This window comes from Nitratidesulfovibrio sp. 1201_IL3209, assembly GCF_036763125.1.
In the GTDB taxonomy this organism is placed as follows: Bacteria; Desulfobacterota; Desulfovibrionia; order Desulfovibrionales; family Desulfovibrionaceae; genus Cupidesulfovibrio.
This window is the reverse complement of the sequence record NZ_JBAIYT010000004.1, coordinates 41,191-60,642: the sequence shown is the minus strand read 5'-3', so window position 1 is coordinate 60,642 and position 19,452 is coordinate 41,191. Positions and strand designations below refer to the sequence as shown.

Below are 19,452 nucleotides of genomic sequence, written 5' to 3'. Positions count from 1 at the left end.
CCCCTCATGTACACCCCTTCTACTCCAGTCATGGATCTTATTATGACGATCACTGATAACACAAAAAAAATCATCACTATACTATGTATATTCTTGTCTGAAATGTTTATCTGGTACTTTTTGGATATTTTTAAAGATGTAAGTATTTTTTATACATACATATTCATTATTTTTTGGACATCAATACTTCTTACCACAGCAGTAAATACAAAAAAAGAGAATTACATAAATAAAATTATTTCATGCATAATGATATATTCTGTTTTTTTATTTATGGCATTTATGTTTACGTCATGGTCACACAACATCACCGGTGGCGACAATGTGAGGCCAGATTTATTTCTATTTAAAAAGAATGAACATACAGAAATAGGTTTTCGAGGTTATTTTTCTGGATACATGCAATGCATCTATTTACTTATACTGTACAATCGAATAAAAAAACAGACACGCTAAAAAACGACTGTGGCTACTTGCACAGCACCAGAAACGGCACGCCGACATCGTTGCCCCCCCCTCCGCCTCTCCCTCCGCCCCTCACACAACGACGAAGGGCGCCCCCGATGGGCGCCCCCCTGCCAGTTCTGGCTGTCATGTCCTGTGAAGGATATCCAAGGCGAAACCATGTCTGCAACGCGCCGCGCGGGCGGTGGCTTCGGGCGTCGGGCCCCCGGAAAGGGATTCGCCTGTCCGGAACATCCCGGACGGCCTTTCCCGGCCCGGCGGGCGCGCCGTGGGAAATCGATCCGGCGCGCGCCGCATGCCGCCCGCGCGGCACGTCATGTCCTTCTCGCGGGCGGGGACCTACCCGGCCCCCGCCTTCCATCCATTCCTCTCCATCCGCCCTACTGGGCGGCGGAAACCAGCTTCTTCTGGCCGTCCCACACCTTGTCCGCCTTGGGCAGGACAGGGATGTACCTGAACCAGACGTGCGTCTTCATGTGCTCGGGGTCCTGTTGCAGCTTGCGGCTGTGCTTCAGGATGGGCGGCACGATCTTATGGATGTCGCCCGCCAGGTCCTTGGAGATGGCGAAGCCGGTGGCCTCGCTGGCCAGGTCCACGGCCTGCTGGCTGTACTGCTGCGAAGAGGCCAGCGTATCCAGCGCCTTGGCCGGGTTGTGGAAGCCCACGCTGTTCTCGGCCGATACGTAATCCCAGAAGAACTGGCCCTTGCGCACCATTTCGCGCGCCTGGATCATCAGTTCGTCATAGTTGGCGGGCTTGGCGCCCTGGAATTCCGAGGCCAGGCGCACGGCCTCGTGCGCCTTCACGGACAGGTCCTGGGCCTTCAGCAGTTGGTCGAAGGTCCGCTGCTGGCTGAACAGCACGCGCGAGCGCAGGTAGTCGGGGCTCTTGTCCGAATGGCACTGGCGGCAGGCGCGCAGGTCCGGGTCCTTCAGGGGCGAGGTCCACCAGTGGCCCGAGATCTTCTTCTTGTCGTCGGTGCGGGTGTAGCCCATGTGGCAGTCGGCGCAGGAAACGCCCGCCGCGCCGTGCACGCCGTTCTGCCACATTTCGTATTCGGGGTGCTGGGCCTTGATCATGGGCGTCTTGGACACCGGGTGCGTCCAGTCCACGAAGTTGCCCTCGAAGCCCTTGGCCTGCGAATTGCCCGCCGTCTTGTAGTAGGCGTACATGTCCTGCGGGTCGTAGCCGTCCGCCCAGGGGAACACGGGCTTCTTGGCGACGCCCTTTTCCTTGTCCTGGAAGTAGTATTCCACGTGGCACTGGCCGCAGACCAGCGAACGCTTCTCGTTGCGGGTCAGCGTCGCCCAGTCCTTGCCCTGCGCCTTCAGCTGGTCCTTCAGCGGTTCGCTGTACAGGCGCAGTTCCATGGTCTGCGGGTCGTGGCAGTTGGCGCAGCCGATGGTCTCGTCCTTCATGTCGATCTTGTCGCGGAACTCGTTGACGTCCTTGGCCCAGAAGTCGTCGCCGTACTGCTTCACCCAGCCCATCATCTTGGGGGTCTTGCAGTTCCAGCAGGTGGCGGGCAGGCCGCCCTTCTCGGCGTAGGTGTTGATGCGGTCGATGTGCAGGAAGTCTTCCAGCGCCTTGGTGTGGCCGCGCGCGTTGCGGTACTCGTAGCTGAACGGATAGCCCAGCCACAGGTTCTTCAGGTACGGCTGGGCGTGCTTGTAGCCTTCGGGCAGCGGATCGACGTTGTCGTTCTTGTTGAACGGCACCGACCCGTTGAATTCGGTCATCACGGTGCTTTCGTCGTTGCGCTCGTAGCTGGCGTACTGCTGGGGAAATTCCGCCTTGAACGCGCTGCTGCGGGTTTCTTCCACCGCGATCTTGGTCTTGAACACCGGGGTCTTCAGTTCCGGAACGTCGGAACAGCCCGCGAGAACGAAGGGGACCAGCGAGACGGCAAGCAGCAGGGCCCCCCTGCGGGCCATGCCGCGCACCGTGCGAAGCGACAGCTTGTCATTCCTCAGATTATCCATCGGCGACCTTCCTTGTGCTGATCGGCGTCATGCGCATGTGCTGGACGTTGCGGTGGCAGTCCACGCAATAGGGTTTGGTATCCATGCTGGCCACCTGCGTGTTGGTCATGGTGTGGCATGCCTTGCAGTTGGCGTTGACCACGTCCTTGGTGGACTGGCCCGAATGGATCACGTCGTCCGGTCTGCCCAGCGTGTTCATGTAGACGTCCCTGGCCCCCGCCGCCGCCTTGAAGGGCAGCTTGGCGGCAAGGTTGTGCGGAGCGTGGCACTCGTTGCAGTCGAGCTTGGCGTGCGTGGACGCCTTGTGGGTCAACGCCGCCTCCTGCATGATGTGACAGCTCGCGCAGAACGGACGCCGGTCCGTGACCTTCATGCCGAAGCCCGCCCCCGCCGCCAGCACGACCCCCAGGGCCGCCCCGACGACGATGAGCCGCAGCCCCGTTCGTCCGTTGCGAGGTGCTTCCTCTGACATTTCCGCCTCCTTGCTGTGGAGGGCGCCCACCCCGTCCGCATGCGGCCGGGGGTTCGCACCTCCGGGTGCATCCGTGCCCGCGCCCGTTCAGCCCGACGGACGCGCACGGCACTTGGTGAGGCCCGGTCTTCAAGACCCGTGCCGTTACGTGAAATCCGGCACATCCGCCTGTTCAAAAATAATTTCAGTGTGTTGTCCGTTGCTGCAAAATCATCGACGGTGAAATGGGCCTTGCGCTTGTCATATTTACATGACAAGTAGACAGAAAAATCTGACCGAGTCAGACTTTTCAGACTGTTCCGACTCCGCACAGGGGGACGCCCCATGACGCAACACCAGGCACAACCCGCGCCACGACCCGCCAGCGAAACCTCCGCTGCCTCGCCGGGCCGGACGGCAAGAGGCCTGCGGGCCCGGTTGCGCCGCAAGCGCCCGGCCCTGCGCTGGAACATCCAGACCTTCATCGGCCCGGCGGTGCTGGTGGCCCTGTGGGGCGTGCTGCTGCTGGCCCTGTACCAGTGGAACGCCCGCAACGAGGCGGCCCACGTGCGCGAACTGGCGCTGCTGCAAGCCCGGGCGTTCTTTTCGCAGATCGTCTCCACCAGGGCCTGGAACGCGGCCCACGGGGGCGTGTTCGTGCAGACCAGCGAACTGGGCCAGCCCAACCCCTGGCTGCCGCCCGACCAGCGCACCCTGATGGCCGCCGACGGCGCCCTGCTCACCCGCATGAACCCGGCCTACATGACCCGCCAGATCTCGGAATTCCTCACCACCAGCCAGGGGGTGAGCTTTCGCATCACCAGCCTGCACCCCCTGCGGCCCGAAAACGGAGCCGACCCGTGGGAGGCCGAGTCGCTGCGGTCCTTCGGCCTGGGCGAACGGGAAACCTTCACCCTGGTGCAGCCCCCGAGCGACGAACACCCCCACGCGGCAACGGCAGGCGCCGCCGGTGCGGACACCCGGCACGGCCCCAGCTTCCGCTACATGGCCCCGCTGATGACCGACCAGACCTGCCTGGGCTGCCACCGCACCGCCGACGACACCGTGGGCGGGTTGCGCGGGGGCATCAGCGTGTCCATCGCGGCCACGCCGCTGCTGGCCCTGGAGCGCCAGCGCCTGGACCAGATGGGGATGGCCTATGCCATCATCGGGGTGGTGGGGCTGCTGGGCATCGGGGGGGCGTCGTTGCAGGTCAGCCGCAAGAAGGCCCTGGCAGAGGCGGCCAACCGCATGAAAAGCGCCTTTCTGGCCAACATGAGCCACGACATGCGCACCCCGCTCACCGGCATCATCGGCATGGCCGAACTGCTGTCCGGCTTCCAGCCCGGGCAGGAGGCCGACGCGGACGACCGGGAACGCCGGACGGACCGGGGGGCCGGAGTCCGCGCCGCGCCCGCCGCGCCGCCTCCCGCCGGTGCATCCATATATGAGGATACCCCCGCCGCCGAACGCCAGGCCCGCTACAACGAATACCTGGGACAGTTGCGTTGCGCGGCCGCCAACCTTCTGGAAATCGTCAACGACATCACGGACTTCTCGTGCCTGGAATCGGGCCGGATGCGCCTTGCGCCGCGCACCTTCCGGCTGCGCCCCGCGCTGGAGGCGTGCCTGGGGCTGTTCCGCTTCGCGGGCGAACGCAAGGGGCTTTCGCTGTCGCTGCACGTGGCGGAAAACGTGCCCGACGCACTGCTGGGCGACGACTTCCGGCTGCGCCAGGCCCTCGGCAACCTCATCGGCAACGCGGTGAAGTTCACCCGCGCAGGGGGCATCGCCGTGGTGGTGAACCTGGTGCCGGAACCCGCGCCGCACCGCCCCCCCATGCCCGCCGGACCGGCCTCGGCCGGGGCGGCTCCCCGCAACGTGCTGCTGCGTTTCGCCGTGGTGGACACGGGCGTGGGCATTCCGGCGGAGCAGCAGGAATCCATCTTCGAAAGTTTCGTGCAGGGCGAGGCGGCCAGTTCGCTGTGCCTTGGCGGCACCGGGCTGGGCCTTGCCATCTCGCGCGAGATCGCCCGCATGCTGGACGGCGACATCGGCGTATCCAGCTCGCCGGGCACGGGCAGCGAATTCTGGTTCACCGCCCGGTTCACCGTGGCGGGTCCGCCCGCTGCCGACGGCGACGCCACGGACGGTGGCGGCTCCCCCGGCATGGGGCTTGCGGCGTGGACCGGCACCCCCGAGGCGCGGAACGCCTGCCTTGCGGCCCCAATGGCGGCGGAAGCCGACACCGGGCGGCGGGGCCAGACCGGGCCTGCGGAACAGCCCGGCCCGGCCGCCGCACCGCTCCGGCTGCTGGTGGCCGACGACAACCCGGTGAACCGGCTGTTCATGCAGGACGTGCTGCGCGGCGCGGGGCACCAGGTGGCCGTGGCCGTGGACGGGACGCAGGCCCTGCGCCTGCTGGAGGAATTGCGGCCGGACCTGGCCCTGCTGGACGTGCGCATGCCCGGCTGCGACGGCACCGAGGTGGTGCGCCGCCTCCGTACCGGCGAAGTGCCGGGGGTCGCGCCGGACATGCCGGTGCTGGCCGTCACCGCGTCGGCCGTGGGCCGCGAGAGCGCCGCCCTGCTCGGCGCGGGCATGACCGGCTGCGTGTGCAAGCCGCTGACCGCCGCCATGCTGCTCGCCGCCGTGGCCGACGCCGCCGCCGGGGGCGCCCCCCTGGAATGCCCCGGAACCGGCGGCTACGCGGCGGGCATGCACCACTGGCGCGAACCTGCGCCCCAGGACGAACCGGCGCCGCCCGCCGACACCGCGCCCACGGCCAATGCCCTGCCGGGCGGACCGGCGGAAAAGGCGATGGATGGTCCGGGCGCGCCCCCTGACGGAGCCCCAGACAAAATCCCAGACGAAATCCCGGACGAGATCCCGGATGAAATCATGGACGAGGCCGCCGCGCTGGAGGCCCTGGACGGCAACCTCCCCCTGTTCGTGAAACTGTGCCAGGCATTCCTGGACGAGGTGAACGCCCGGCGCGTCGCCCTGGTCACCGCCGTGCGCGAGGACCGGCGGCAGGACGCCCTGCGCGAGGCGCACGCCCTGCGCAATTCGGCGGGCATGCTGCGCCTTTCGGCCCTGCACCGCCTGTGCGACGCCATGGAAAGCGCGGCGGGCCGCCCGGCCGGATCGCCCGGCGGGCACCTCGGCGGCCTGCTGGATCAACTGCTGCCGATGCTGGACGCGGGCGTGGCCCGCGTGCGCGCCGTCACCGCCGCCGGGGCGCACGGCACGACCGACAGCACCGGAACCACCGGCACGTCCGACAAAACCGGCACCGCAACGCCGGGGACCGCCCCGGTTAAGGAGACGCACCGCTGATGGCCCGCATACTCGTGGTGGACGACGAGGCCATGGTCCGCACCATGCTGCGCGAGGTGGCCGTGGGCATGGGACACGAGGCGCTCACCGCCGCCACACTGGACGAAGGGTTGCGCCTTGCCGCCACCGCCGACCCCGACGTGGTCTACCTGGACGTGCTGCTGCCCGACGGCAACGGCCTGGCCCACGTGACCACCTTCGGCCGCCTGCCGTGCGCCCCGGAGATCATCGTGGTCACCGGCTTCGGCGATGCCGACGGCGCGGAAACCGCCCTGCGCCACGGGGTGTGGGAATACCTGCAAAAGCCCCTGCGCGTGCAGGACATCACCCTTTCGCTGTCCCGCGTGCTGGCCTACCGCACCGGCCGGGCCCGGCGCGGACTGGGCAACGGCCACGGCGCCCCCCCTGCGGCGCACGGCGGCAACGGCCGGGACGCGGCGGCCCAGACCACGCCACCGGCCGCCCCGCAGCCTTCCCCCCTCTACCGCGAGGGCATCGTGGGGAACAGCCCGGCCCTCGACGCCGCGCTGGAACTGATGGCCGAGGCGGCGGCCAGTTCGGTCAACGTGCTGGTGCTGGGCGAAACCGGCACCGGCAAGGAACTGTTCGCCCGCGCCGTGCACCGCAACAGCGCGCGCGCGGCGGGGCCGTTCGTCACCCTGGACTGTGCGTCGCTGACCGAAAACCTGGTGGAAAGCCAGTTGTTCGGCCACGTGCGCGGGGCATTCACCGGCGCGGACCGCAGCCGCGACGGGCTTCTGCGCCTGGCCCACGGGGGCACGCTGTTCCTGGACGAAATCGGCGACCTGCCCCTGTCCATCCAGGGGGCCTTCTTGCGGGCGCTGGAATTGCGGCGGTTCCGCCCGGTGGGGGCCAGCAGGGAGGTGGAGAGCGACTTCCGCCTGGTGGCCGCCACCAACAAGGACCTGCACGAAATGGTGCGGCTGGACATGTTCCGCAGCGACCTGCTGTACCGGCTGCGCGGCCTGACCATCACCCTGCCCCCGCTGCGCGAGCGCGCGGAAGACCTGCCCGGCCTGTGCGCCTGGGCGGTGGACCGGTTCTGCCAGCGGCACGACCTGCCCCCCAAGTTCCCGGCCGAAGACTTTCTGGAGACCGTGGCCAGCTACCCGTGGCCGGGCAACGTGCGCGAACTGGTGCACGCCGTGGAGCGCGCCTGCGCCGCCGCCCGTGACGAAACCACCCTGTACGCGCGGCAACTGCCCACGGAAATCCGGGTGCGGGTGGCCCGCGACAGGATGGACGGTCACGCGGCGTCCGCCCCGCCAGCCCCGCCAGCCCTGCCAGCCCCGCCAGTCCCGTTAGTCCTGTCCGCCCCCCCAATCCCCCCAATCCCGCCAGCCTCGCCAATCCCGTCAGCTCCGTCCGCCCCCGCGCCGGGTGCCGCCCCCCCGACCCTGCGCGCCCACAAGGCCGACGCGGAGCGCGCCTACGTGGCCGGCATGCTGGCCCACTGTCGCGGCGACATCCGCGAGGCGGCCCGGCTGGCGGACGTCTCGCGCGGGCACTTCTACGAACTGCTCAAGAAGCACGGCTTCGGAAAGGCCGACTGACGGGCAGGGGCCGGGCGCCCGTCCGGCCTCCCGCACCCCGCCCCGGCGGGGCTTCAGCGTGCCCGCCCCGCCCCATCATCGTGTCAGCCCACGCTTTTTACCTATCTTGAAGATATTTTTTTCCACCCCTCCATGACGGCAAGCCCCCCTTCCGGCGCGGAGCGGGCAACCGGAAAGGGGGCAATACGGAGCCTGCCACGAGTGGGGGGGAACCCGTGACGATTGCCACGTTACGCCCCCCAGAGTCAGGTATCCATTATTTTTGCATCTTTCCCATGAAATGACTTTTCATGCGAAAATCACGTAAAAATTCTCGCGTTATCCACCTTTCTTCCTGCATATCGGAATTGTGACACGGTTTATGTGTTCTTCACCGCCCTGTTGCATGGCCATCGGCATACCCGCAGACCGTGCAGCATGGCATGCCAGCACAGTGCATGCCCCCCTGGCGCATCCCGGCATGCCTTTCGGCCCTCCCCTCCCTGCCCCGCCCGGCTCGGCGAAACCGCAAAATTTCCCTCAAAAACCTGTGGGCGTTGTAACTAACCCTATTGCGCACGACGGCCAAAACAATGTAGTGTTGTATGCAGTATTGCCGTAAAAGCAGAAAGTGCGGGCAGATCCGCGCCGAATTTTCGGAATCAATACGCGCTCTCCGTTCCGCGTGCACGGTGGGGGGCCCAACGAGGAGGACTGTCATGAAGGAAAGGAAATCGCAAAAACGGCGCTGGCTCGCGTTCTGCGCGCTGGCCGCCGTGCTGGGGCTTGCGCTTGGGGGGCCGGCGCAAGCGCAGGAAGTGACGCTGAAGGATTCAGTCGTCAACACCCTTGAAACGCATCCCCGCCTCAAGGCCTTCCAGGAAAACCGCCAGGCCGCCGAACACGACGTTGACCGCGCGCGTGCCGGCTGGTTCCCGCGCCTTGACGTGCGCGGCGGCGTAGGCGTGGAGCAGTACAACGACGTCTCCACCCGCAACTCGGGCCACGAAAACGACTGGTACGACCGCAGCGAAGGTTCGGTGACCCTCAGCCAGACCATCTGGGACGGCCTGGCCACCGCCAGCCGCGTGGACATCAACAAGAACAAGCTGGGGTCGGTGGACAACCGCCTCATCGACAACGCCGAAGCCCTCGGGCTGGACGCCGTGCTCGCGCACATCGAAGTGCTGCGCCAGCGCGAAATCGTCCGCCTGTCCGAGATCAACGTGCAGCAGCACGAGTCCATCCTGGGTTCGCAGCAGGAACGTTCGCGCATGGGCGCGGCCAGCGTTTCCGACGTCACCCAGACCCAGGGCCGTTTGGCCCGCGCGCAGTCGACCCTCATCGAAGCCCGCAGCGCGCTGCAGGTGGCCGAAGCTGCCTACTTCCGCCTGACCGGCCAGATGGTGCCCGAAACCCTGGGCCCGGCGGAAGCGCCCACGGCCACCCCGCCCAGCGTCGACGCCGCCCTGGCCGACAGCCAGTCCAGCAACCCCAAGGTGCAGGCGCTGATCTCCGACGTGCGCACCTCGGAAGCGGAAATCGACCTCGCCAAGTCCGGCTACCACCCCGTGATCTACGCGGAAGTGGGCCCCACCTACAAGGACCAGGTGGAAAGCAGCCGTACGTATGAATGGGGCACCGCGGCCATGCTGCGCATGAACTGGAACCTGTTCAACGGCGGCGCCGACATGGCAGCGGTGAAGGGCGCCTCCGCCCGCTCGCGCCAGAGCCGCCAGGAACTGCAGAACCAGATCGACGAACTGGGCCGCGAAACCCGCTCCACCTGGACCCAGATGCTGTCCGCCCGCGAACAGCAGCGCTACTTCCTGTCGGCCATCGACTACAACGTGCAGACCCGCGACGCGTACATGCAGCAGTTCCTGGTGGGCCAGCGCAGCCTGCTGGACGTGCTGGACGCCGAAAACGAACTGTACAGCTCGTCCATCCAGGAAGTGACCTCGCGCATGAACGATGCCGGGGCCCAGTACCGCCTGCTGGCCCTTGGCGGCAAGCTGCTGGACAGCCTGGGCATCGACCGCGACGCCCTGCGCAAGAACACCGAGCAATAGCCGCTCCCGCAGAGAACGGCATACCCGAAGGGGCCGGTCCACAGGACCGGCCCCTTTTTGCGTGGGCAAGGAACCATGCGGGCCGGAAGGCAAGGGACCTGTCACGGAAGGAGCGAGAGAGGCTCCGCGAAGTGGGACGCCGGGCGTCGCGCCCCTGCGGGGCAGCGGGCCGCGTAATGCTGCCACACTCTTGACTGGTCCATATGCAAGGCCCGCATGCAGCATGGAGAGCCTTGCGCGCACCTTTAAAAAGTGATCAATACTTGACTTTTTGGCATAAAAATCTATTTAAGTCAAAAATACATCACTTTTCATTGGAGCACACATGGATGCCTTCGAGATCGGCATGGCCATCAGAAACGCCCGGAAGGAGCGACGAGTCACCCAGGCAGCCCTCGCGCAGGCTGCGGGACTGTCCCGCGAAACCCTGATCCGGCTCGAAAAGGGAACCATCCACGACCTCGGGTTCAGGAAGCTGATCCGCGTTCTGGAGGCCATGGATTTCGAACTGCATGTCCGCCCTGCCGGGCACCTGCCGGTCCTTGGCGAAACCATGGAGGACGACCATGCTTGACGTCTGGGCCGGAGACGCCCCGAGCGGCATACTGAACCGCCATGGGCAGCGGGAGTGCTCCTTCACCTACCGGCCGGGAACCCAGCCCGGCGGAGCCGTATCGGTCATGATGCCGCCCCGGCCGGAAAGCTGGCTGCACCACGGGCTGCACCCCATTTTCGAGCAGAACCTGCCCGAGGGAGCGCTGCGACTCTGGTTCGATACCGTGGTCGCGAAGACCCTGCCCCGGTACGACGACCTGGAACTGCTGCGGCTCACCGGGCGTTCCCAGATCGGCCGCCTGCGCTACACCACACCGGGCGAGCCGTTGCCCGGACAGCCGGAACAACCGGGTCAACCGGACCGGGGGGACGACATGCCCGCCGTCAGCCTTGGCGACATCCTGTGCGCCAAGGGCACGGAAAACCTCTTCGAAGACCTGATGCGCATGTACGCCCTGCACTCCGGGCTCTCCGGCGCGCAGCCGAAGGTCATGGTCCGGGCGGCGGAGGCGGATCGCGCGGGGGCCGAACCGGCCCGGCTGACCGTGCGGATGCCCACCCACATCGTGAAGACCTGGCAGCCGGGGGAGTTCCCCGAGCTTGCGCTCAACGAAACCCTGTGCATGCTGGCGGCCGCCCGCGCCGGTCTGCCCGTGGCCCGCACCGAGATGTCCGATGACCGCCGCTTCCTCGTGGTCAGCAGGTTCGACCGCAACCCTGACGGCAGCTTCAAGGGGTTCGAGGATTGCTGCGTCCTGCTCAACAAGTCGGCCCGGCAAAAGTACACGGGCTCGTACGAGCAGGCGGCCAGGGCGCTCCGGACCTTCGTGGTGGCAAGAGCCCGCCCGGCGGCCCTTGCGCAGTTCTTCAGGACGGTGGCGCTCTCCGTGGCCATCCGGAACGGCGATGCCCACCTGAAGAACTTCGGCATCGTCTATGATTCGCCGGCCACCCGCCAGGGGACCATGGCTCCGGCTTTCGACCTTGTCACCACCACGCCATATCTCCCGCAGGACGCCATGGCGCTGGCCATGAAGGGCACCAAGCGCTGGCCGGACAGAAAGACCCTTGAGGAGTTCGGGCGCACGGCGTGCGGGCTGAATGCACGGGAGGTGGGCAGTTGCCTTGAGGATGTCGAGCACGGGGTTTCCCGGACCATGGAAGACCTGAACGTCCGGATACGGGATGAACCGGCGTTCCGGCATGTGGGGCGCGCCATGCGCGCGGCATGGGAGGCGGGATTGCAGGCTTTGACCCTGCATCCCGGCGGAAATGCCTCCTCCCCGTCTGCCTGAACACGACGGCAGCCTTTCCGGGCACGGCGGCGGAAAGGTACGGGCGTATCACGCAATTGCCACGCCCCGCACCAGCCCACCCCGCCCACCACACGCCACACCACGCAAGACGCCCCGGCCGAGGCCGGGGCGTCCGTGTGTTTCATGGTCTGCCGCCGGGTGGCGGCGCGCCGGTTAGCTGTTTTCGGTGACGATCTTGTGGTTCAGGATGTGCTGTTCGATGGCCTGCAAGGTGTCGTGCACCTGGCTGGCATCCATGCCGTTGAACACGTTTTCGATGACCACGGTCTGCGTCTGCGCGCCATGGTGCAGCGTGAGTTGGGCGTTGTTGCTGTCCGCACCGCTCATCTGCACCAGGTTCAGCTGGATACCGGCGCTGCCGCCATCGCTGTCGAGCAGCACGTCGGCAAATCGCAGCACGTCGCCGTCGCCGATGCTGAAGTCCTTCACCACATCATGGACACCGGCGGTGAAGTCTTCCGCGTTCCACACGAAGGTGTCCGCGCCCGCACCGCCGTACAGGGTATCCTCGCCCTGTCCGCCCACGAGGATGTCGTTGCCGGCATCGCCGTAGAGGGTGTCGTCACCGGCATTGCCGTGCAGGATGTCGTGCCCGGCGCCACCTTGAATGGTGTCGTTGCCGTAGTTGCCGAAGATGACGTCGTCGCCGCTGCCGCCGGTCAGGGTGTCGTTACCGGTACCACCGAGGTGGAAGTGGTCACTGGAGCTGCTGTGCACATCCCACGTTTCATTGCTGGCCGAGAGCTGCGTGCCCGCGTCGCCGATATGCACGTTGAGGGTTGCGTAATCGCTGTCGGAGGTGCCGGTCAGCTTGTACACGAAGGCGTCGTCGTGCCCGGCCGCCGTACCCGCGTTGGCGTGGTACTCGTACTGGCCGTAGGCGTTGATGCTCAGCGTGCCGTAGTCGCCCGTCACGGTATGGAACGCGCCGTCGTTGGCGATGGCCACACCGTTCACTTCGGTGATGAAGGCGGTCTGCCCGCCGATCTGGTCGGCGAATTCCGCCGCCGAGGCGTCGGTGACCACGTTGCCCACGATGGAAGCAGCGGCCGAGACCAGCATCACGTCGTCGATGAACACGTTGAGGCCGCCACGGTTGCTGCCGGGGCCGCTACCACCGGATCCATCGGCCACACGGATCGTGACGGTGTAGTTGCCGGACTGGGTGAACGTGTGGTTGAAGGTCTGGTTTCCGGAGCCGGCAGCATTAGCCGGAGCGGTGAAGATCGTGGTGGAGTAGTCGCCGCTGGAACCGCCGCTCCTGTTGATCACGATTTCGAAGTAGTCCTGGTCGTGAGTGCCACTACCGGAGGTAGGCACGGCACGCCAATCGAAGGTCAGCGTCTGGCCTGCGACAATCCCATTGAAGGTACGCTCGGCCGTCGCGTCATCGGCACTGTTGCTGGTGCCGAGCGTGAGCTTGAGTTCGCCTCCTTCGATGCTCACGTTTTCACGGTTGGTCCATCCGTCCCAATCGCTGCCGCCGCCGTTGAAGTCGCTGATCAGCGTCGAGGTCGGAGCCGGCGCATTGACGTAGTTGTCGTGCGCATCCAGTTCGGCGGGCCGCAGGTTCAGGGTCAGAGCCGCATTGGCCAGCGAACCGTCGGCGTCGCTCACCTGGTAGCTGACGATCTCCGTTCCGGTCGGGGTTGCGCCCGGCGCGAACACGTAGCTGCCGTCGTCGAAGTCCACGGTCAGGATGCCCTTGCCCTCGCCAAGGTTGATGGCGACCTTGTGGTCGGCGTCGGCATCAGCGATGGTGTAGGTCTTGTCTATTCCGTCCTCGGTCACGGTCACGCTGTGCAGATGCAATCCGCCGTCCGCGCCCACCGTGTTGCCGGCGACCTCGTTGGTCAGCAGACTGCCGATAACCGGCACAGTGGCCAGCAGGTAGTCGGCCAGGTCATCCATGTCCGTGATCAGGTCAACCACGTTGGCGTTGCTGTTCGTGCCACGTTCCCAGCCCACGGGGTTCAGTTCCGTGGTGCTGGTGATGCCGGTGCCCATGCCGAAGGCGTACACCATGTCGATGGGCGAGCTTTGCAGGAAGGCCTCCCACGCCGCCTGCTCGGTGGAGTTCACCGCATTGCCGCTGGGGTACGGTTCGCCGTCGGACAGGAAGTACACCACCGAATTGTCCGCCGGCGGCAGGCCGCTGGACAACTGGCTTGCCACCAGAGCGAGCGCGCCGTCGTAGTCGGTGTTGCCGCCGTCATCCAGACCGTTCAGGATGTTCAGGGCCTGCGTCAGCGCCGTGGGACCGGTCAGCCAGCCCTCATGGCTATGGGCGCTGCTGTCGAACCACACCAGCTTCACGTTCATCGCGCCAAGGGAGCCGTAGGCCTCAAGCAGTTGCTCGATGGCGTCCTTGGCAAGGTCGAGGCGACTGGCATTGCCGGGGGCGCTGCCGTTGGCGTCGTCGCCCATGCTGCCGGACACGTCGAGCACGATCACCACGTTGTTGGTCATGCCGCCGGTGTAGTCGTCCACTTCCGAGATGGCCGACGGACCGTCGTCGTTGATGGTCAGGTTCACCGTGCCGGTGGCCGGGGTAGTCACGCCGTCGTTGGCCACCACATGGATGCCGTTCACGGTAACGGGCGTCGAGCCGTCCGCATGCGCCAGCGGGTCGATCAGCTTCGCGGTCACGTCCACGCCGGTGGCGCCGCCGCCGGACAGCGAGAGTTCGATGGCCGAAACGCCGCCGATCTTGCCGATGAGATGGCCGCTGCCGTCGATGCTCCACACGATGTCGCCGTTCAGACCCGTCACGCTCGGCGGCGAGGCGAGGCTGAAGCTGTAGTCGTCCGCGTCCAGCCCGGCGGACCCCGGCGTGAACGACAGGTGCGCAAAGGCGCTGTCGGTGGCGCCGCCCTCCGCGTCCACGTCGTCAAGGCCGAGGCTGATCGCCTCGCCGGCGCTGGGTGCGGTGGACGCGAGCACCGAGATGTCCAGTTCCTTGGTGATCACGTCGCCGTCGCCGTCGATGACGCTGAACTGGAAGTCCAGCTTGCCGTCGGAGAGGTTGAGCTGCTTGTACTGGATGAAGTCATATTCACCGGTGGTGGGCGTCAGGTGCAGTTCGAAGGCCAGTTCCGCACCGGGGCCCGTGCCCACGTAGCCGTGGATGGAGGTATCGGTGATCACGAGGTTCACCGCTTGGCCCGCTGCCGTCATGATGGCGGTTTCGTCGGTGCCGCTCAGCCACATCTTGCCGGGGCCGTCCGCGCCGAACACCACGTCCAGTTCCCCGTGGCCGTAACCCACCGGAGTGGAGTCCACGGAGTCGAAGGTGATGGACTTGATGTAGTAGTCGCTGTTGTCGCTGGGGCTACTATTGCCGTTGTCCAGCGCCGTGAACACCATTCTGTCGAACGGGCCTTCGGAGATGTTGAACACCACGTCGGCCTCGCCCGAGCCGCTCACAGCCGAGAAGGTGCGCGTGGCTACCAGGTCTTCGCCCCGATAGAACTTGACCACGCCCAGTTCGGTGGGCTCCTCACCGTAGAACTTGCCGAGGTTCACGGTTGCGCCCAAGGCCAACTTGCCGCCAAGATCGATCGTCAGCGTTTCCGAATTCCCGTTGATGTAGTCGATTTCGGGGAAACGGCCGCCCGCCACGCCAGCGCCGTCGCTGCCGTAGTGCACGGCGGCATCGTCGCCATTCGCGTCCTTCGCGGTGATGGTGACGCCCCACGCGGAACCGGGTTCAGCGGTCAGGTCCAGCGTGCCTGCCTGGATGAAGCCGGGGATGTCGGTCCCCGTGATCACTTCACCCGTCTCGTCGGACGCCATGGGCGCGTCGTCCAGCACGTTGACGTGCAGCGTGCCGCTGGCCGGGGTGCCGAAGCCGTCGGTGATGGTGTACGGGATGTCGAGTTGCAGCATGTCCTCGACGCCGCGGTCGGAACCGGTGGTCCCGCGGACGTCGTTGTCCGGGTGGTCGATGGGACCGGACAGGGTCACCTTGTACGCGCCGTTGTCGATGTCGGTCAGTTCGACGCGGATCACTTCCTCGCCGCCAGCCTTGCCGATGAGGGTATGGCCGCCGTCGGCCAGTTCCCACGCCAGGGTTTCGCCGCCGGACTTCAGGTTCCACAGCACGTTGGTGGTCGACGCATCGTCCACGTCGGTTTCCGAAGCCTGCGCCCCGGGCAGGTTCCACGTGAACCCGCCCTGGCCGCCGTTGCCGAAGCTGTAGGTCAGATGGCCTTCGTGGAGGGTATCCACGGGCACGTCGTTCACGTGCGTGCCGTCGTACAGCGGATTGACGACGTCCAGTTCGTCCTCGGCCACCTGCGCGAACTCGTTTTGTGCCGTGGGAGCCTTGTCGTTGATATCGACGGTTACCGACGCGGTGGATTCCGCGTGGTTGTTGCTGCTGTCAAAGCCGCTGCCGGAGAAGTTGGTTTCATCCGCGGTGGCCTTGACGCCGAAGGTGGCGGTGCCGGAATCGGCCTCGCCCTTGTAGGTGAAGGAGATGTCCTTGCTGAACGAGCCGCCGGTCACCGTCCAGGTGATGGTGTTGCCGACGACCGTGCCGCCATGGCCGGGATCCACTACGAAGCCCTCGGGGATGGTCACGGTCACCTTGTGCGTTTCGGAACCGTCGGCGGTGTCGCCGAAGGTCGCTTCCACGCGCACCTTGCCGGGCTCGCCGTACTGGTACGACGGGTCGATATCATTGGGGTTGGTGTCGGAATCGATGTGCGTGATGGACACCACGGGCTTGTCGGCCACGGCGTCGATGACCACGGTGCCGGTCACGGTCTTGCTGCCGGTGTCGCCGCTGCTGGGGTCATGGAAGTTGGCCGTGACCTTGACCGGGATGTCCGCGTCGCTGTTTGGCGCGGTCTTGATGTACAGCTTGCCGATGTCCGACGCCTTCACGGTGACGGAATCGCCCCAGCCATCGATCACGTATTCCTTCGCGCCGGGGCCGTTGCCCACCACCAGCGTGAACGCCACGCCGTTGAACTTCACCACCACGTTGTCGAGCACTTCGTTGTCGGCGGGGTTGAAGTTCACGGTGAGCCTGGTCGGCTCGATGGTCGTGTCGCCCTGGTGCGCATCGGGCATCCAGTCTTCGTAGCCCTTGCCAGACACCTTCACGGTGCCGTCCGCGCCGTCCACGATCACCTTCACCGAATCGAAGGTGTAGGCGGTGTTGTTGGTCGGGTCCCATTCCACGCCGCTGGTGTTCACTTCCTTGGCGATGGCCACGGTCTTGAACCAGGTGGTGTAGCGGTCGTCGGTGTCGGGCACGCCAAGGGTAAGGTTCTTGACGGCATTACCCGCATTGTTCGGGTCCACCTCGTAGACCATGTACTTCACGCCCTCGATCCACTGGACCTTGCCGCCCGGAGGGTAGTCCCAGCCGGACTTCATCTCGATGCCGAGGTAGTGCTTTTCCGAACCGTCCAGCACGTCGCCGAACGTGGCGGAAAGCTTCACGTTCATCGTGCCGTCGGGATCGGCCGCCGAGGGATTGTGGATATGCGGCCCGCCCGGTTCGTCCACGTACTTGACGGAGGCGTCGAGATTCACCGGCTTGTCGGCCACCGCGTCGATATACACGGTGTGGTGCACCGTCTTGGTGGCGGTGTCGCCGCTGTCCGGGTCGTGGAAGAGGGCGGTGACGGTCAGCTTCACATCCACGTCGCTGTCCTTCTTGGGCATCAGCGTGACGCGGTCGATGTCTTCCGCATCGATGGTGTAGACGCGCTTGCCGTCGACCCACTCGAACTCGGCTTCTTCCCCGCCCACCAGAATCTTGGCGCCCTTGGTCCCGACCATGATCTGGACCTTGTCGAGCACTTCGTCGTCATCGGGGGTGAACTTGAAGTTCAGGTCGATGTCCTTGAGCGACGGCCACGAATCGTTGACGAACGCCTGCGGGTCTTCGTAGCCGATATGCTGGCCGGTGACCACGAAGGAACCGTCGGCCGGGGCCACTTCCACGGTGACGGAGCCGAGCACCAGCGAGGTGTCGTTGACGGTGGTCAGGCTGCCGTCCGCGTCGGTATCCACGGCCAGCGCGCCGGTGGTGAAGTGTTCCTGGTAGTCGTGGTTGTTGCCGTCGTACTTGTCACCGCCATGGCCGCCGCCGAAGGACGCGAGGGAGGGAACCGGTTCTTCGCTGCCCTGGCCCGGCTGGTAGGCTTCATCCGGCGGATACATGACCAGGGTGACCGACTTGGTGGCGGTCTGATGGGTCAGGCCCTGTGCGTCGGTGTAGAAAGACGTGCCGACGATGCTCTCGTCGCCCGCCGGGAACACGTAGTAGGTGGCGCCGGGATCGATGCTGCTGCTGTCGATGGAGGCGTAGTTGTCCAGCAGGAACTGGCCGGTCACCTCGTAGCTTTCCAGCACGGTCAGGTCGGTTTCGTCGCCGGAATCGGGATAGATGACCTTTTCGTAGGTCCAGCCAGCCTTCTTCTCGATGATCAGGTAGTGCTGCTCGGAACCGTCCTGATAGTCGCCGAAGGTGGCGGACAGGGTGATGTTCACCGCACCCTGGCCGTCGTCGGGAAGCTCGGGGTCGCCGGGGTTGCCCGCGGTCAGCCCGTCGCCGTTGGGCGCATCATGGCTGCCGGGCCTGCCAAACCGGGCGAGCATTTCCATGGCCTCTTCCTCGCCACCGGGAATGCTTTCGAACGGACCGTAGGTGACGGTGGAACCCAGTTCCAGGGGCTGGTCGGCCACCGCGTCCACCACCGCCGTGAAGCCGAACGGCACGGTGCCGGTCAGGCCGGAGTCGGGGTCGGTGATGCTGGCGAAGCCGGAGAGCGGAATGTCGGTCCCGCTGTCCGCGTTGGGCAGCAAGGTGACGTTGCCGATGTCCGCCGCGGCGATGACGTAGTTGCCCGCGCCGTTGGGCAGCACTTCCACGCCGCTCACCAGCAGGTGGCCATCGATGGGACCGATGAAGGTGATGGAATTCAGCACTTCGTTGTCGTCGGGCGTGAAGGTGAAGCCGAACGCCGCGGCGAAGGCTTCGGTGAAGCCAAGGTGCTGGTTGGGCTGCCAGTCTTCGAACGCGCCCAGGTAGGTGCCGGGGGGAACCTGATCGGGGTGCAGGGGAACTTCGCCGTTCTGCCCCGGAATCTCGGTGCTGATGCCCGTGGTCAGGCTGACCAGCAGCGTGCCGTTGGCGGGGTCGGTGAGTCCTTCATCCTCGATGCCCGCCAGAGGGGTCACGCCGAAGGTGCCGGTGCCCAGCGGGTCCAGGCGGTCCACGCCGCCGATGAGGTCGCCGGCGTTGTCGTCGTAGTCGCCCACGCCGCCGCTGCCCGCGGCCGCGCCCGCGCCGGGACCGGCGGCGGGCAGCAGGTCTTCGCGCAGGGCCGCGAGGAACGCGTCGCCCGGCAGCGTCTGGCCGTCTTCAAGGTTGAAGGCGGGCAGCTGGTTGGATTCGAACAGGCCGAAGAAGTTGGAAAGGACGATGCGGCCGCCGTTCTCGAACAGGAACACAAGGTCCTGGCCGGACTGCTCCAGTTGCGCCGCTTCGGACGGAAAGCCCATGTCCAGCGCCGCACCAGCGATGTTGTCGATGACGATCTGCTGGTTTGCCTGCGGTTCGGTCAGCTGGATGTGGCGGGCCGCCGATGCGGCACCTGCGGTGGTGGTGTTCTGCGTAACCATGGCTATCTCCCCATGTTGGCGAAGGCGCGCTGCGCACTCCGACCTTGCGTTGTGCGGGAATGCCGTTCGGAATCC

Annotated in this window: 8 protein-coding genes; 5 read left to right on the top strand and 3 right to left on the bottom strand. The window is 65.8% G+C overall.

The genetic code is table 11. The features are described from left to right. Positions 1-845: 845 nt before the first annotated feature. The gene (locus V6B97_RS03830) at positions 846-2,399 is read right to left on the bottom strand and encodes an ammonia-forming cytochrome c nitrite reductase subunit c552 (protein WP_333505247.1); all 1,554 of its coding nucleotides are present in this window, start codon (positions 2,397-2,399) and stop codon (positions 846-848) included. 40 nt (positions 2,400-2,439) lie between these two features. Beyond that, positions 2,440-2,919 carry a cytochrome c3 family protein gene (locus V6B97_RS03825; RefSeq protein ID WP_333505173.1) on the bottom strand — a complete coding sequence of 160 codons (480 nt, stop codon included), beginning with the start codon at positions 2,917-2,919 and terminating at the stop codon, positions 2,440-2,442. A gap of 324 nt (positions 2,920-3,243) precedes the next feature. On the opposite strand from V6B97_RS03825, the gene V6B97_RS03820 reads away from it, so the two are divergent. From V6B97_RS03820 to V6B97_RS03800, 5 genes are all read left to right on the top strand, one after another. Next, positions 3,244-6,237, top strand: coding sequence for a response regulator (locus tag V6B97_RS03820; protein ID WP_333505172.1), 2,994 nt, complete (start codon positions 3,244-3,246; stop codon positions 6,235-6,237). Beyond that, a complete protein-coding gene (locus tag V6B97_RS03815) occupies positions 6,237-7,811 on the top strand; it encodes a sigma-54-dependent transcriptional regulator (RefSeq protein WP_333505171.1) in 1,575 nt (524 codons plus the stop codon). Before V6B97_RS03820 ends, V6B97_RS03815 begins: the two co-directional genes overlap by 1 nt. A gap of 698 nt (positions 7,812-8,509) precedes the next feature. Beyond that, the gene (locus V6B97_RS03810) at positions 8,510-9,862 is read left to right on the top strand and encodes a TolC family outer membrane protein (protein ID WP_333505170.1); all 1,353 of its coding nucleotides are present in this window, start codon (positions 8,510-8,512) and stop codon (positions 9,860-9,862) included. A gap of 325 nt (positions 9,863-10,187) precedes the next feature. Next, on the top strand, positions 10,188-10,436 hold the full coding sequence (locus V6B97_RS03805; RefSeq protein ID WP_333505169.1) for a helix-turn-helix domain-containing protein: 249 nt from the start codon (positions 10,188-10,190) through the stop codon (positions 10,434-10,436). Continuing rightward, entirely contained in the window at positions 10,429-11,712 is a 1,284-nt protein-coding gene (locus tag V6B97_RS03800; protein ID WP_333505168.1) for a type II toxin-antitoxin system HipA family toxin, read from the top strand. The genes V6B97_RS03805 and V6B97_RS03800 overlap by 8 nt, the downstream gene beginning before the upstream one ends. Positions 11,713-11,886: 174 nt before the next feature. Here V6B97_RS03800 and V6B97_RS03795 read toward each other — a convergent pair whose 3' ends face one another. Next, complete coding sequence (locus V6B97_RS03795; protein WP_333505167.1) at positions 11,887-19,377, bottom strand: VWA domain-containing protein; 7,491 nt, start codon at positions 19,375-19,377, stop codon at positions 11,887-11,889. Between the last annotated feature and the right edge of the window lie 75 nt (positions 19,378-19,452).

What these genes read in the sequence shown, in the direction of transcription:
- V6B97_RS03830 (WP_333505247.1), bottom strand. Translation starts at nt 2,399, where the DNA reads ATGGCCCGCAGGGGGGCCCTGCTGCTTGCCGTCTCGCTGGTCCCCTTC.
- V6B97_RS03825 (WP_333505173.1), bottom strand. Translation starts at nt 2,919, where the DNA reads ATGTCAGAGGAAGCACCTCGCAACGGACGAACGGGGCTGCGGCTCATC.
- V6B97_RS03820 (WP_333505172.1), top strand. Translation starts at nt 3,244, where the DNA reads ATGACGCAACACCAGGCACAACCCGCGCCACGACCCGCCAGCGAAACC.
- V6B97_RS03815 (WP_333505171.1), top strand. Translation starts at nt 6,237, where the DNA reads ATGGCCCGCATACTCGTGGTGGACGACGAGGCCATGGTCCGCACCATG.
- V6B97_RS03810 (WP_333505170.1), top strand. Translation starts at nt 8,510, where the DNA reads ATGAAGGAAAGGAAATCGCAAAAACGGCGCTGGCTCGCGTTCTGCGCG.
- V6B97_RS03805 (WP_333505169.1), top strand. Translation starts at nt 10,188, where the DNA reads ATGGATGCCTTCGAGATCGGCATGGCCATCAGAAACGCCCGGAAGGAG.
- V6B97_RS03800 (WP_333505168.1), top strand. Translation starts at nt 10,429, where the DNA reads ATGCTTGACGTCTGGGCCGGAGACGCCCCGAGCGGCATACTGAACCGC.
- V6B97_RS03795 (WP_333505167.1), bottom strand. Translation starts at nt 19,377, where the DNA reads ATGGTTACGCAGAACACCACCACCGCAGGTGCCGCATCGGCGGCCCGC.